The sequence below is a fragment of the Burkholderia sp. MSMB1459WGS genome (assembly GCF_001534535.1).
GTDB lineage: Bacteria > Pseudomonadota > Gammaproteobacteria > Burkholderiales > Burkholderiaceae > Burkholderia.
This window is the reverse complement of record NZ_LPMU01000052.1, coordinates 180,714-194,515: the sequence shown is the minus strand read 5'-3', so window position 1 is coordinate 194,515 and position 13,802 is coordinate 180,714. Positions and strand designations below refer to the sequence as shown.

Sequence of the window (13,802 nt, the reverse complement as noted above, 5' to 3'; positions counted from 1 at the left end):
TCAGGACGCGGCCACGCCAACCCGCTTCGGCACGCCGGTCACGATCGTCGCGACCGCCACCGCCAGCACGATGGCCGCGCCGACGAACACGCCCGCCGCGCCGTTCGCGTCGAATACGACGCCGCCGGCGGCTGCACCCGTCGCGATCGCGAGCTGGATCGCCGCGACGATCAGCCCGCCCGCGCTCTCGGCCTCGTCGGGCACGGTGCGGGTGACCCACGTCGACCACGCGACCGGCACGCCGCCGAATGCCATCCCCCACAACGCGACGAGCACCGCGTCGATCATCGGCGCGCGGCCGAGCACGACGAGCGCGATGCCGAGCACGACCATCAGCGCGGGCATGCCGATCAGCATCGGCCGCAGCCGGTGTTCGAGCACGCGGCCCGCGAGCGACGTGCCGACGAAGTTCGCGATGCCGTAGCCGAGCAGGATCGCCGACAGCCCGTTCACGCCGACGCCCGCCACCTGTTCGAGGAACGGCCGCAGATACGTGAAGAACGCGAAATGCCCGGTGAACACGAGGATCGTCGCGAACATCCCGAGGCCGACGGTCGGCCGGCGCAGCACGTCGATCAGCGTGCGCAGCCGCGTGGTGCCGCTCGGCGGCATCGATGGCAGCGTGACCATCTGCGACACGAACGCGATGCCGCCCAGCACGGCCGCGATCAGGAACACGTTGCGCCAGCCGATCAGGTGACCGAAATAGCTGCCCATCGGTGCGGACGCGATGGTCGCGACCGCCACGCCGCTGAAGATGATCGACAGCGCGCGCGGCACCATCGCCGTCGGGACGAGCCGCATCGCGGTGGCCGTCGCCATCGTCCAGAAACCGCCGAGCGCGACGCCGAGCACGACGCGGCCGAACAGCAGCATCGCAAGGTTCGGCGCGAACGCCACGGCGAGGTTCGATGCGACGAGCAGCACCGAGAACACGAGCAGCACGCGGCGCCGGTCGATCGTGCGCGTGAGCGCCGAGATCAGCAGGCTCGTGACGAGCGCGACCGTGGCAGTGGCCGTGACGGCCTGCCCGGCCACGCCTTCGGTCACACCGAGGCTCTCGGCCATCGGCGTGAGCAGGCTCGCCGGCAGGAATTCGGCCGTGACGAGCCCGAACACGCCGAGCGCCATCGCGAATACCGCGCCCCAGGCCGGTTCGCGGGGAGCCGCCGTCGAGGCGGCCGAGGAGATTCCGGGATTCATGCGTGGTTCCGTGTCGGTTAGGGAAAGTACTGATGAGGGCGTATCGTAAGGAACAGCGGCAGGACGGTCTATGACATACAATCCGTTCTTGTTGATCGAACGTCCGTATCTCGATATGCCCGAACCCCTTCTGCCCCCGATTCCCGATGTGCACGACCTCGTCAGCGAGCTGCTGCTGGGGATGCGCCTGAGCGGCGTCCAGTACCGCCGCATCCAGGTCGCGCGACCGTTCGGGCTGAACTTCGGCCATGCGCCGGGCCGCGCGCAGTTCCATTTCGTCGTGCGCGGGCCCGTGCTGCTGCGCGACGCGTCGGGCGACACGATGCGGCTCGAGGCCGGCGACGCGATCCTGTTGCCGCACGGCGGCATGCACGCGCTGGTGTCCGATCCGGATGTGCCGTGCCGCGAGATCAACGGCTTCGAGATCGCGAAGATCTGCGATACGGTCGCGTCGGTGGCGTCGGCCGGCGTCTCGCCGGCGACCTGCGCGACGACGGAACCCGGCGCCGGCGACGCGCTGATCTTCAGCGCGTGCATGGAGCTCGACCTCGGCGGCATGCAGCCGCTCGTCGGCACGATGCCGAAGTTCATGCACGTGGGCACGCTGCTCGCGCGCTACCCGGAGATCCGCCCGATGCTCGATGCGATGGAGCGCGAAGCGTGCACCGCGCGCGCGGGCTTCGCGGGCATCCTCGCGCGGCTCGCGGACGTGGTCGCGGCGTTCATCGTGCGCGGCTGGGTCGAGTGCGGATGCGGCGACGCGACGGGCTGGGTGCAGGCGCTGCGCGAGCCGAAGCTCGGCCGCGCGATCGTCGCGCTGCATCGCGACCCGGGCCGCAACTGGAGCGTCGCGGAACTCGCGACCGAAGCGGGCGTGTCGCGCTCGGTGTTCGCCGAGCGCTTCCTCGCGGCCACCGGGATGACGCCCGTGCGTTACCTGACCGAGCTGCGGATGCGGCTCGCCGCGCAGTGGATCGCGCGCGACCGCGAGACGATCGAAGCCGTCGCGTACCGGCTCGGCTACGGTTCGCTCGCCGCGTTCAGCCGTGCGTTCAAACGCGTGGTCGGCAAGCCGCCGGGCGCCGTGCGCGCGGACAGCGACGTGCACGCCGAAGCGTAACGCCCGCCGCGCGGCGCCGGCGCGGGCGGCGGCCCGCCGGGCGTCACTTCAGCGCGTCGAGCCGGTCGATCAGTGCCGTCGCGCATTGCACGGCGAGCGCCGCGCACTGCTGCGCATCGACTGCCGCACCGGTCGCGACCGTACCCTGCACGATCCGCCCCAGTAATTCCTTCGCGAGTTCGGCGATCTCGCGGTCCCGCTCCGTCATGATGTCCCTCCTGCGCGTCGGCGATTGCGTCATTCGCCCGTCCGGAGCGAACGCCGTGCCCGCGCCGCTCAACGCTGCTGCGCCCGCACGACGATCTGCGCCTGCGTGTCGCGCTCGATGCGCTCGAGCGACGCGCGCAGCGCGGCAAACTCGTCCGGCGAGCACACCTGCCGGCCGAAATCCGCCTTCATCCGCCGCGTGACCTGCACGACCCGCGCGACCGCATCGAACACGTAATGCGACGTGAAGTCGACGAAACGGTCGTGCACGGCCGCATCGGCCGGCAGGTCGGTCACGGCGACGCCCGCCGGCAACGCGATCTGGCCCGTCTCGTCGAACGTGCCGCCGAGGCAGCCCCACGGCTGCGTGCGCACGGGCTCGGCCAGCCAGGTCTCGACCTGCGTCGCGATGCCGCCCGTCAGACTCGACAGCGCGGGCAACGCGGTCGTGCCGTCCGGCCATACGAAATGATCGAGCGTGCCGGTAACGGTCACGTCGAACGGCCCGTCGGTCGCGCGCCGGTCGCCGGTCGACAGTTGCACGCGGCCGCGCAGGCCGCTTTGCCGCAGGCGCTCGTTCGCGAGTTGCGCGATGCGGTCGCGCGACGCGCGGCGAAACAGGTTGCGTTCGAGTTCGGCCGTCCAGCCGTCGTCCTCGACATACGCCTGAAAACGCGCGGCGCCGGGCCGCGCGGCATCGATCGCGATGCGCGCGGTGCGGGCGCGCGGCTGCGTGGCCGGCGTGCGCGACAGCACGCCCGTATCGACCAGCAGCGCGGGGCGATCCATCACGATCGGCGGCAGGTAGCCGAACGCGATGCCGGCCGTCGTCGTATCCGCGTAGCGCCCGAGATCGGGCAGCCACGTGATCGCATGATTGATCGCGCCGCCGCCGTAGCCGGGCACCGACGGCAGCGTGTACACGGCGCCGAGATTGATCAACACCGGTTCGCTGCGAATGCCGACCGCCGCCAGCAACGCGCCGAACAGCGCGACATGATCCTTGCAATCGCCGTAGCGGTTGCGCAGGATGTCGGTCACGCGATGCGGCGCGGCGGCCGTTTCGCCGAGAAACAACCCGACGTAGCGCACGTTCGCCTGCACCCAGTCGTACAGCAGGCGCGCCTTGTCGCGCGGATCGGCGGCATCCGCCGTGAGCGCTCGCGCCAGTTGCACGACGGCCGGATCGTTCGCGCTCGGGTCGACGGCTGCGTCGCGGTATCGCGCGGCGAACGCCGCGTAGTCGGGCAGCGTCGACACGACGAGCCGGTCGCCGTAGGTCGGGTACCCGACCGCGCCGCGCTCGATGCGATCGTACGTGCCGTGCCGGTAGTCGAATTCGTAACGCGTGCGGCCGTTCGCCGTGACGGGCGGCAGCGCGACGTAGCCGCGCGCATCCGCATAGAGCGGCATGTCGGCCGGCACGTCGAAGATCAGCCGCTGGCGGTCGACCGGCTCGCGCGACGGCTCGACGTAGTAGCCGAAGTAGCCGCGATTGACCGGCTTCGTGCGGGTCTTGCGGAACGCGACGCGCGTGCTCGACCCGGCTTCGACGCCGGGGAACACGACGGTGCGCAGCAGCCCGTCCTGAAACGTCGGCGCGCCGGCCGAGCGCGGCTCCTGCACGTCGCGGATGCCGTCCGCGCCGACCGGATGCGCGACGCCGTCGCGGTCGATCGTCTCGGCCGCGAGCAGCTCGACCTTCTCGAGATTCTTGTCGAACCAGACGTAGCGCTGCGCGACCGCGTCGATGCCGTTCGCGTCGTTCGCGCGCAGCGTCGAATCGTCGTGCTCGTCGAGCGAACCGTCGTGCTGGATCACGAATTCGTGGACGTCGCTGACGAGCGTGACGGGCGCCGTATCGCCCGCATCGGGCGAATCGCCGGTGCCGCGCGTCTCGGCGGCGGTCGTACCCGCGCCGAGCGCCACCGCGCATGCGAACAGGCAGCCGGTCCATCGGGAAGGAAAACGCACCACGTCGAAGCTCTCCGCGCGTTCGTTGCCGGGCGTCGGCGTCGCGCGCGAGGGCGGAAGTCGTACCGCATGGCGCGCGGATGACAAGCCACCCGCGTACCCGCCGCGGCGCCGTCGTGCGGCCCAGTGTGGGTGACGTACCGGCGAGCGTCAAGCCGCGGCGCGCAAGGCCGGCGCGCGGCGCGTTACTTGCAGTCGCCGACGCGCTTGCCGCGCCACGTCCACGCGAGCGTGTACGCACCGGCCTGCACGTGCTGCCCGCGCAATTGCCCCTTCAGGTCGTAGCTCGTCGGCGTGACGACCCCCGTCACGGTGCCGTTGCCACGCCCCTGCTCGTTCGCACAGGAAAGCGCAACCTTCAGTGTCGTGCCCGCGTAATCCCAGTTCGTGATCGTGCAGCGGATGTCGTCGCGCTGCAGGCGCGCCGTCATCGTCTTGCGCAGGTTCTTCGCATCCGCGTCGGTCAGGCACTGGTCCGGCATCGGATCCGTGCCCTGCGGCAGCGGCTTGCCGTTCAGCGTGTAGGCCGTGTCGTCATGCCAGAGCCCGGGCGATACGGTCTGCGCGAAAGAAGAGACGGCGAAGCCGGCGAGCACGGCGGCAGTCAGCAGTTTCATGATGTCTGTGTTCGATTGAGCGATGCCCGCGCGGCCGCACGGGCATCCGGCGGGCGTCGGGAATTACTGCTGCACGAGTTCGACGCGACGGTTCTGCGCGCGGCCCGCGTCGTCGGCGTTGGAGGCAACCGGCGACAGCGATGCGACACCCTTCGCGGCCAGCCGTGCCGGCGCGATCCGGTACGTCGTCGCGAGCGCCTGCGCAACGGCCTCCGCGCGCTTCTGCGACAAGTCGACGTTGTGCGCGAGCTGCCCCTGGTTGTCGGTATGCCCGACGATGTAGACCTTCAGCGCCGGATTCGCCGACAAAAGCTTCGCCATCTCGTCGAGCTGCGCCTTCGACTCGGGCTTGACCTGCGCCTTGTCGGTATCGAAGTAGATGCCGTACAGCGCGACCTTGCCGGTCGCGGCCAGCCCCTTTTGCAGCGCGCCGGAATCGATCACCTTCACTTGCCCCGTCTGCATCGGCTTCACCTCGACCACTTCCTCGTAGACGACCGTGCGCTTGTTCGACGCCGAATCGTCCATCACGTGCACGAACACGTATGCATCGCCGGCTGCGCGCGGCAGCTTCGCGAGGATCGTCCGGTGCTTGCCGCCGAAGTTCGCTTCGCCGCCGCCCGCCTTGCGCATCCGCCCGGAATTGATCACGACGCTCTGGAACTCGCCGCCGCCGCTCTTGCCGCACTGCTCCGCCGTGCAACGGAACAGGATCTGGAAGCCGCCCTTTTGCAGCGCATCGAGGTAGTTGCGCTCGACTTCGAGCGTCGACTTGTCCGCGCCGATCGTATAGCTGATACGCGTGACCTTGCCTTCCAGGTTCAACCCCTTCGCGGTCCTCTCGTCGTCGATCGGCTGGTTCGGCAGGAATGCCTCGTCGAACGCGGTCTGCGAATACGCGTTGATCGTCGCGCCGGCAAAGCGCGAAATCAGCGGATGGTCCTTCGAGCCGGGCACGTCGCCGGCGGCGCCGGCGAGCGTGGAAAGCGACAGCAGCGCGGCGGCCGGCAATGCGTAGCGGCCGGCTCGCGTGAACCGGGTGAACAGCGTGACTGCATTCGTCATGGGAGTCTCTCGGAAAAGATTTTTAGTTCGATTGATTGCGGCAATGCGCCGCGCATCTTAGCAAAACTTTTCCGGCCGTCCGGACGGCCGGATACGACCCGGTAGCCGGCCGCCGAACTGTCCGGCCTGCAGCCCCGGCGGCCGGGGCGACGCTTTCGACATGCAAGCGAACGGCGCCGGCAACCGCGCGCCGGACCGGCTGCCGGCCCACGCCGGCAGCGCCTCGCCCCCGCCCGGCCCGCCGGCCGCCGCCTTCCGATCGACCTCACCCCGTCCGTCACCCGCCCCGCCCGAACGCGATTCGCATCGGCGTCCCGGTCGTGCGTTTTTCCCCGCAATTCGACATTTGTGCGCGCGCAACAATGGCGATGCCTCGCGCCTGGCGCGGCGGTCTTTAAAACCACATCTCACGAGGACATACCATGCAACTCCAATCCCATCCGGCATGCCGCCCGTTTTACGAAGCCGGTGAACTCTCGCAACTGACCGCCTTCTACGAAGAAGGCCGTAACGTCATGTGGATGATGCTCCGATCGGAGCCGCGGCCGTGCTTCAACCAACAACTCGTCACCGACATCATTCATCTCGCGCGCGTCGCCCGCGACTCGGGCCTCAAGTTCGACTTCTGGGTGACGGGCTCGCTCGTCCCCGAGCTGTTCAACGTCGGCGGCGACCTGAGCTTCTTCGTCGACGCGATCCGCAGCGGCCGGCGCGACCAGCTGATGGCCTACGCGCGCTCGTGCATCGACGGCGTGTACGAGATCTACACGGGCTTCGGCACCGGCGCGATCTCGATCGCGATGGTCGAGGGCAGCGCGCTCGGCGGCGGCTTCGAGGCCGCGCTCGCGCATCACTACGTGCTCGCGCAGAAGGGCGTGAAACTCGGGTTCCCGGAGATCGCGTTCAACCTGTTCCCGGGCATGGGCGGCTATTCGCTGGTCGCGCGCAAGGCGAACCGCGGTCTCGCGGAATCGTTGATCGCGACCGGCGAAGCGCACGCGGCCGAGTGGTACGAAGATCGCGGCCTGATCGACGAGACGTTCGACGCCGGTGACGCGTACCTCGCGACGCGCACCTTCATCGACGTGACGAAGCCCAAGCTGAACGGCATCCGTGCGATGCTGCGCGCCCGCGAACGCGTGTTCCAGTTGTCGCGCTCGGAGCTGATGGATATCACGGAAGCGTGGGTGCATGCGGCGTTCACGATCGAGCCGAAGGACCTCGCGTACATGGAACGCCTGGTGATGCTGCAGAACCGGCGCGTGTCGAAACTGCGCACGGTGTAATGCGACGGGCGCCGCCGACGGCCGGCGGCGCCCGTTTCCGGAACGACGCTCAGGCGATCAGCCTGAGCTTTCTCGTCTCCGCGAGCCACCCCTCGAACGCCTGCGCCGGCATCGGCCGCGCGTAGTAGTAGCCCTGCGCGTGATCGACGTCGAGCTGCTTCAGGAATTCGGCTTCCGCATGCGTTTCGACGCCTTCGGCGACCACCGCGAAATTCAGCGCCTTCGCGAGCGACACGACCGAGCGCACCAGCGCCTGCGAGCGCGGATTGCGGTCGATGGCCGTGATGAAGGTGCGGTCGAGCTTGATCACGTCGAGCGGCAGGCGCGACAACTGCGACAGCGACGAATAGCCGGTGCCGAAATCGTCGAGATGGATCTCCGCGCCCAGTTGGCGGAACTGCCGCATCAGCCCGATGGCCGCCTCCTCGTCCTCGATGAAGCAGCTTTCGGTCAGCTCGATGTCGAGCAGGCCCGGTTTCAGCCCCGCGGCGTCGAGAATCGACGCGAACTGGTGGACGATGTTCATGTCCTGCAACTGCCGCGCGGACACGTTCACCGCGATCCGGACGCCGAGCCCCTTCGCCTTCCATGCGGCGGCCTGCGCGGCCGCGGTACGCATCACCCAGCGTCCGAGCGGCGCGATCAGCCCCGACTCTTCCGCGAAACGGATGAACTCGACCGGCGCGACGAGCCCGCGATCGGGCGACTGCCAGCGGATCAGCGCCTCGACGCCGTGCACGTCGCCCGTCGCGATATCGACGACCGGCTGGTAGTGGAGCACGAACTGCTCTTCCTCGAGCGCCTTGCGCAGGTTCGTGTCGAGCCACATGTACTTCGCGACCTTCTGGTTCATCTCCAGCGAGAACACGCGATACGTATGCTTGCCCGCTTCCTTCGCGACGTACATCGCGGTGTCGGCGCTGCGGATCAGCGTCTCGAGCGAATCGCCGTGCTGCGGATACATCGCGATACCGATCGAGCAGCTCGTGTAGACCTCCATCAGCCCGAGATGGATCGGCGTGCGCAGCCGCTCGAGAATGATCTGCGCGGTCGCTTCGAGCAGCGGGCGCGTGCCGTGTTCGAACAGTACGAGGAATTCGTCGCCGCCGAGCCGCGCGAGCGTCGCACCGGACGGCAGGCAGCCGCTGATGATCGCCGATACGTCCTGCAACAGGCGGTCGCCGGTGATGTGGCCGTAGTGATCGTTGACGCGCTTGAAGTTGTCGAGATCGAGAAACAGGATGCCGACCTGGCCGCGCGTCAGCTCGCTCTCCTCGGCGATTGCCGTCCGGATGCGCTCGCTGATCGCATGGCGGTTCGGCAGCCCGGTGAGCACGTCGGTGTTCGCGAGCTCGGAGAGCCGCTGCTGCGCGTTGCGCTCCTCGGTGATGTCGATGCCCGAGCAGATCAGGAACTGTTCGTCCACGCCGCTGCCGCTCCGCACGAACTTGTTGCGGAACTGGAACAGGCGCGGCCCGTTGACCGTGTTGATGTAGCGCTCGACCGCGAACGACTGGTTGCTCGCGAAGAAGCCCGTGATGTTGCTGCGCGACTGCGCGCCCTGTTCGGGGCTCATGAACAGCTCGAACGCGCTGCGGCCGATCACGTCGACCTCGCGCTTGCCCGTCACTTCCTCGCACAAACGGTTGAAGCGCTGCACCATCCCGTTGCGGTCGAGGATCACGACGAGCGAATTCACTTCGGACACGACCTGCTCGGCGAACGCGAGCCCGTGCGACAGGTCGCCGGCGACGGATTCGGTATCGGAATAGGCGGACGCCGTGCCGGCCCAGTCGACCGTATTGACCTTCCTGCCGACGAGATGGAGGCTGACCGGGTTGCCGAACAGCACGATGTCCAGCACGAGGTGCGACGTGACGCCGGTCAGCGCGCGGATGCGCGCGGCCTGTTCGGCCGTCAGCGCGATCGCGACGTTGGTCAGGCCGCGGACCGCGGCCAGCTCGAGCGCGTTGCTGTCGCTGCCGAGACGCCAGCAGGGGCTGCGCGTACCGACATGCGCCTCGAGCACCGCGCTATCGTTTTCGTCATCCATGGACACGCCCCGATCCAAAAAAAACGCACAGTGTAGACGGAGGCGAGCGGGCCGACCGCCTTCCCGGGCACGCGCAGCGCGCATGCCCGGCAGGGCAGCCGTGATCGCCGTGACAGCGGGCCTCGTCCCGTACTTGTTTGCAGCTGATGCGGCCGGCGTTCGCGCGTGATGCGCGCAGGTTCTGCCTTACGAATGATGAGAGCCATCTTATCAAATGACGATGAAGATTGGCACTCACATTTAGAGAAAAGTGTCAAGGAACCGGGACTCGATTGGCAAGCCGGATTTTTCATGATCGGCCGCTTGAGAACGGGTGGGCGACGCGCCGCGCGTCGAGGGTGGATTGCCGGGCCGGAACCCGCGCCGGACGGGCGTTTGAGGTCGATCCGCGGTGACGGGGCCAGATCTTTGGGGAGACCGTGGCGGCAGGGGTCGAATCGCATGCCGCGATCCGTGTTTCCGCCATTTTGATTCCGCTCGCGCGTGAATGCGCCGCTTTATTCCACAGTTCTTTGCAATATTCTTCACCCGCCCGCGCACCCGGCGCGGAGTGCCCGCGCCGGGTGCGCCGCTCATTCCGGCGCGCCGTAGCCGCCGCCGCCCGGCGTTTCGACGACGAACACGTCGCCCGGCGCCATCTGCGCGCGGCCGATGTGGTCGAGCGCCTCGACCGTGCCGTCCGCCCGCTCGATCGTGTTGCGGCCGAGCGCACCGGCTTCGCCGCCCGCCGCGCCGAACGGCGCGTGGATCCGGTTGTTCGACAGGATCGACGCGGTCATCGGCTCGAGGAAGCGGATCCGCCGCACCGCGCCGTCGCCGCCGCGCCAGCGCCCGGCGCCGCCCGAGCCGGCGCGGATCCGGTGCGAATCGAGCCGCACCGGATAGCGCCATTCGAGCACCTCCGGATCGGTGAGCCGCGAGTTCGTCATGTGCGTCTGCACCGCGGCGACGCCCGCGAAGCCGTCGCCCGCGCCGCTGCCGCCCGCGATCGTCTCGTAGTACTGGTACCGATCGTTGCCGAATGTGAAGTTGTTCATCGTTCCCTGGCTCGACGCGACGCAGCCGAGCGCGCCGTACAGCGCGTTGGTGATCGCCGACGACGTCTCGACGTTGCCCGACACGACGGCCGCCGGGTATTCGGGGTTCAGCATCGAGCAGGCCGGCACGATCACGGTCAGCGGCTTCAGGCAGCCGGCGTTCAGCGGGATGTCGTCGCCGACCAGCGTGCGGAACACGTACAGCACCGCGGCCATGCAGACGGCCTTCGGCGCGTTGAAGTTGTTGTCGAGCTGCGCGGACGTGCCGGTGAAGTCGATCTCCGCGCACCGCGCCGCGCGGTCGACGCGAATCGCGACGCGAATCTCCGCACCGTTGTCGAGCGGGTACCGGTATGCGCCGTCCTGCAGCGCGCCGATCACGCGCCGCACCGCTTCTTCCGCGTTGTCCTGCACGTGCCCCATGAACGCGAGCACGACGTCGCGGCCGAACTGCGCGACCATCCGGCGCAATTCGTCGACGCCCTTCCGGTTCGCGGCGACCTGGGCCCGCAGGTCGGCCATGTTCTGCTCGACGTTGCGCGCCGGGTAGCGGCCCGACGCCAGCAACGCGCGCGTCTCGGTGTCGCGCAGCACGCCGGCCGACACGAGCTGCCAGTTGTCGATCAGCACGCCTTCCTCGTCGATATGGGTCGAATCGGGCGGCATCGAGCCCGGCGTCGTGCCGCCGATGTCCGCGTGGTGGCCGCGCGAGCCGACGTAGAACAGCGGCGCGTCCGAGCCGTCCGCGAACACCGGCGTGATGACCGTCACGTCCGGCAGGTGCGTGCCGCCGTGGTACGGGTCGTTCAGCATGAACACGTCGCCGTCGCGCATGCGGCCGCGGTTGCGCTCGATCACCGTGCGGATGCTTTCACCCATCGAGCCGAGGTGCACGGGCATGTGCGGCGCGTTCGCGATCAGGTTGCCGTCGCCGTCGAAGATCGCGCACGAGAAGTCGAGCCGCTCCTTGATGTTCACCGAGTACGCGGTGTTCTGCAGCCGCAGCCCCATCTGCTCGGCGATCGACATGAACAGGTTGTTGAAGATCTCGAGCCGCACCGGATCGGCGTCGGTGCCGAGCGAGCGGCGCGTCGGCAGCGGCGTCGTGCGCGTCAGCACGAGGTTGCCCTGGGCGGTCATCGCGGCGCGCCAGCCGGGCTCGACGACGGTCGTGCCGTTCTGTTCCGCGACGATCGCCGGGCCGTCGATCACATCGCCGGCGCGCAGCGTGTCGCGCACGACCAGCGCCGCGTCGTGCCACCGGCCGCCGGAATAAAAGCGCACGGCCGTGTGCGCTCGAGGCGCCGCGTCTTCCGCGCGCGGCGCGAGCGGCGCGAGGTCGACCGGCGCGTCCGAGCGGCCGATCGCCTCGACCGACGCGAGCTCGGCGACGAGCGGCGTGCCCGGCATCAGGAACGCGTAGCGCTGCCGGTACGCGGCCTCGAACGCCTGCTGCATCGCGGCGACGCTGCCGGCCGGTACGTCGAGCGCCGAATCGGTGCCCTGGTAGCGCAGATGCACGCGCCGCTCGGTCGCGATCCGCTGCGGCGGCACGCCCTGTTCGAGCAGCGCGCCGATGGCCTCGTCGGCCAGCCGGTCGAGCGCCGCGTTCAGCGCCGGCAGCGACGCGTCGGTCAGCACGGCCTCGACCGCGCGCTCGCGCATCGCGGTCTGGTCGGCCAGCCCCATCCCGTACGCGGACAGCACGCCCGCGAGCGGATGCGCGAACACCTGCGTCATCCCGAGCGCATCGGCCACGCCGCACGCGTGCTGGCCGCCCGCGCCGCCGAACGTCGTCAGCACGTAGCGCGACACGTCGTGGCCGCGCTGCACGGAAATCTTCTTGATCGCGTTCGCCATGCTGCCGATCGCGATCTCCAGGAAACCTTCGGCAAGCGCCTCGGGCGTCTCGCGCCGCCCGGTCGCCGCGTGAATCTCGTCGGCGAGCGCCGCGAACTTCGCGACCACGCCGTCGCGGTCGAGCGGCTGGTCCGCATGCGGGCCGAACACCCGCGGAAAATGGTCGGGCTGGATCTTGCCGAGCATCACGTTGCAGTCGGTCACCGTCAGCGGGCCGCCGCGCCGGTACGCGGCCGGCCCCGGATTCGCGCCGGCCGATTCGGGCCCCACGCGCAGCCGCGCACCGTCGAAGCCGAGCACCGAGCCGCCGCCCGCGGCGACCGTATGGATGCTCATCATCGGTGCGCGCATCCGCACGCCGGCCACCTGCGTCTCGAACACGCGCTCGAATTCGCCGTTGTAGTGCGACACGTCGGTCGACGTGCCGCCCATGTCGAAGCCGATCACGCGCTCGAAGCCGGCCGCGCGCGCCGCGCGCACCATCCCGACGATGCCGCCGGCCGGGCCGGACAGGATCGCGTCCTTGCCCTGGAACGCATCGGCGCGTGTCAGCCCGCCGCTGCTCTGCATGAACTGCAGGTTCACGCCCGGCATCTCGTGCGCGACCTGTTCGACGTAGCGACGCAGGATCGGCGACAGGTACGCGTCGACCACGGTCGTGTCGCCGCGCGACACCATCTTCATCAGCGGCGACACCTCGTGCGACACCGACACCTGCGTGAAGCCGATGCGGCGCGCGAGTTCGGCCAGCATCCGTTCGTGCGCGGTGTAGCGGTAGCCGTGGATCAGCACGATCGCGAGGGCGCGCACGCCGCCGTCGAACACGCGGCGCAACGACGCTTCGGCACCCTGAACATCGAGCGGCACGACCACGTCGCCATGCGCGCCGACGCGCTCGTCGATCTCGACGACCGTCTCGTACAGCGCGTCGGGCAGCACGATGTCGAGATCGAACAGGCGCGGCCGGTTCTGGTATGCGATGCGCAGCACGTCGCGAAAGCCGCGCGTCGTCGCGAGCGCGGTGCGTTCGCCCTTGCGTTCGAGCAACGCGTTGGTCGCGACCGTCGTCCCCATCTTCACCATGTCGACCCGCTCGGGCGTGATCGGCTCGCCAGCCGCGAGGCCGAGCAGGTGACGGATGCCGGCCACGGCCGCGTCGCGGTACTGCTCGGGGTTCTCCGACAGCAGCTTGTGCGTGACGAGCGAGCCGTCGGGCCGCCGCGCGACGATGTCGGTGAACGTGCCGCCGCGGTCGATCCAGAATTGCCAGCGCGCGGCGTCGGAGGAAACGGGAGAAAGGTGTCGGTCGGTCATGATGTCGGGGCGATGCGTCGTTGAATCGAGGGGCGAGCGCCGCCGCACGGCGCGCGTCGCGCGCCG

9 protein-coding genes are annotated in these 13,802 nt (G+C 69.2%); 2 read left to right on the top strand and 7 right to left on the bottom strand.

Features of this window, described 5'->3' with window-relative positions; all coding sequences use genetic code 11:
- Nucleotides 1-1,203 carry an MFS transporter gene (locus WT97_RS20375; RefSeq protein ID WP_059504308.1) on the bottom strand — a complete coding sequence of 401 codons (1,203 nt, stop codon included), beginning with the start codon at nucleotides 1,201-1,203 and terminating at the stop codon, nucleotides 1-3.
- A 70-nt stretch (nucleotides 1,204-1,273) separates the two neighbouring features.
- On the opposite strand from WT97_RS20375, the gene WT97_RS20370 reads away from it, so the two are divergent.
- Nucleotides 1,274-2,323, top strand: coding sequence for an AraC family transcriptional regulator (locus tag WT97_RS20370; RefSeq protein WP_059504310.1), 1,050 nt, complete (start codon nucleotides 1,274-1,276; stop codon nucleotides 2,321-2,323).
- A gap of 43 nt (nucleotides 2,324-2,366) precedes the next feature.
- Here WT97_RS20370 and WT97_RS34630 read toward each other — a convergent pair whose 3' ends face one another.
- The 4 genes from WT97_RS34630 to WT97_RS20355 all read right to left on the bottom strand — a co-directional run bounded on the left by WT97_RS34630 (nucleotide 2,367) and on the right by WT97_RS20355 (nucleotide 6,186).
- Nucleotides 2,367-2,531: a hypothetical protein gene (locus WT97_RS34630; RefSeq protein ID WP_179949402.1), complete on the bottom strand. Its 165-nt coding sequence runs from the start codon at nucleotides 2,529-2,531 to the stop codon at nucleotides 2,367-2,369.
- A 68-nt stretch (nucleotides 2,532-2,599) separates the two neighbouring features.
- A complete protein-coding gene (locus WT97_RS20365; protein ID WP_059794775.1) occupies nucleotides 2,600-4,507 on the bottom strand; it encodes a DUF3857 and transglutaminase domain-containing protein in 1,908 nt (635 codons plus the stop codon).
- Nucleotides 4,508-4,689: 182 nt separating this feature from the next.
- The gene (locus WT97_RS20360; RefSeq protein ID WP_059504313.1) at nucleotides 4,690-5,121 is read right to left on the bottom strand and encodes a DUF3617 family protein; all 432 of its coding nucleotides are present in this window, start codon (nucleotides 5,119-5,121) and stop codon (nucleotides 4,690-4,692) included.
- 63 nt (nucleotides 5,122-5,184) lie between these two features.
- Nucleotides 5,185-6,186: an OmpA family protein gene (locus WT97_RS20355; RefSeq protein WP_059504315.1), complete on the bottom strand. Its 1,002-nt coding sequence runs from the start codon at nucleotides 6,184-6,186 to the stop codon at nucleotides 5,185-5,187.
- Between the two features lie 422 nt (nucleotides 6,187-6,608).
- Between WT97_RS20355 and WT97_RS20350 the strand changes: the two genes are divergently transcribed.
- The gene (locus tag WT97_RS20350) at nucleotides 6,609-7,472 is read left to right on the top strand and encodes a crotonase/enoyl-CoA hydratase family protein (RefSeq protein ID WP_059504317.1); all 864 of its coding nucleotides are present in this window, start codon (nucleotides 6,609-6,611) and stop codon (nucleotides 7,470-7,472) included.
- Between the two features lie 49 nt (nucleotides 7,473-7,521).
- On the opposite strand, the gene pdeR is transcribed toward WT97_RS20350, so the two are convergent.
- Nucleotides 7,522-9,525: a cyclic di-GMP phosphodiesterase gene (gene pdeR, locus WT97_RS20345; protein WP_059504319.1), complete on the bottom strand. Its 2,004-nt coding sequence runs from the start codon at nucleotides 9,523-9,525 to the stop codon at nucleotides 7,522-7,524.
- A gap of 572 nt (nucleotides 9,526-10,097) precedes the next feature.
- Complete coding sequence (locus WT97_RS20340) at nucleotides 10,098-13,736, bottom strand: hydantoinase B/oxoprolinase family protein (RefSeq protein ID WP_060354238.1); 3,639 nt, start codon at nucleotides 13,734-13,736, stop codon at nucleotides 10,098-10,100.
- Nucleotides 13,737-13,802: the final 66 nt, after the last annotated feature.

Bases quoted from the DNA above. Each gene is read 5' to 3' on its own strand.
- WT97_RS20340 (WP_060354238.1), bottom strand. From the start codon at position 13,736: ATGACCGACCGACACCTTTCTCCCGTTTCCTCCGACGCCGCGCGCTGG.
- WT97_RS20375 (WP_059504308.1), bottom strand. From the start codon at position 1,203: ATGAATCCCGGAATCTCCTCGGCCGCCTCGACGGCGGCTCCCCGCGAA.
- WT97_RS20355 (WP_059504315.1), bottom strand. From the start codon at position 6,186: ATGACGAATGCAGTCACGCTGTTCACCCGGTTCACGCGAGCCGGCCGC.
- WT97_RS20370 (WP_059504310.1), top strand. From the start codon at position 1,274: ATGACATACAATCCGTTCTTGTTGATCGAACGTCCGTATCTCGATATG.
- WT97_RS20350 (WP_059504317.1), top strand. From the start codon at position 6,609: ATGCAACTCCAATCCCATCCGGCATGCCGCCCGTTTTACGAAGCCGGT.
- WT97_RS20360 (WP_059504313.1), bottom strand. From the start codon at position 5,121: ATGAAACTGCTGACTGCCGCCGTGCTCGCCGGCTTCGCCGTCTCTTCT.
- pdeR (WP_059504319.1), bottom strand. From the start codon at position 9,525: ATGGATGACGAAAACGATAGCGCGGTGCTCGAGGCGCATGTCGGTACG.
- WT97_RS34630 (WP_179949402.1), bottom strand. From the start codon at position 2,531: ATGACGGAGCGGGACCGCGAGATCGCCGAACTCGCGAAGGAATTACTG.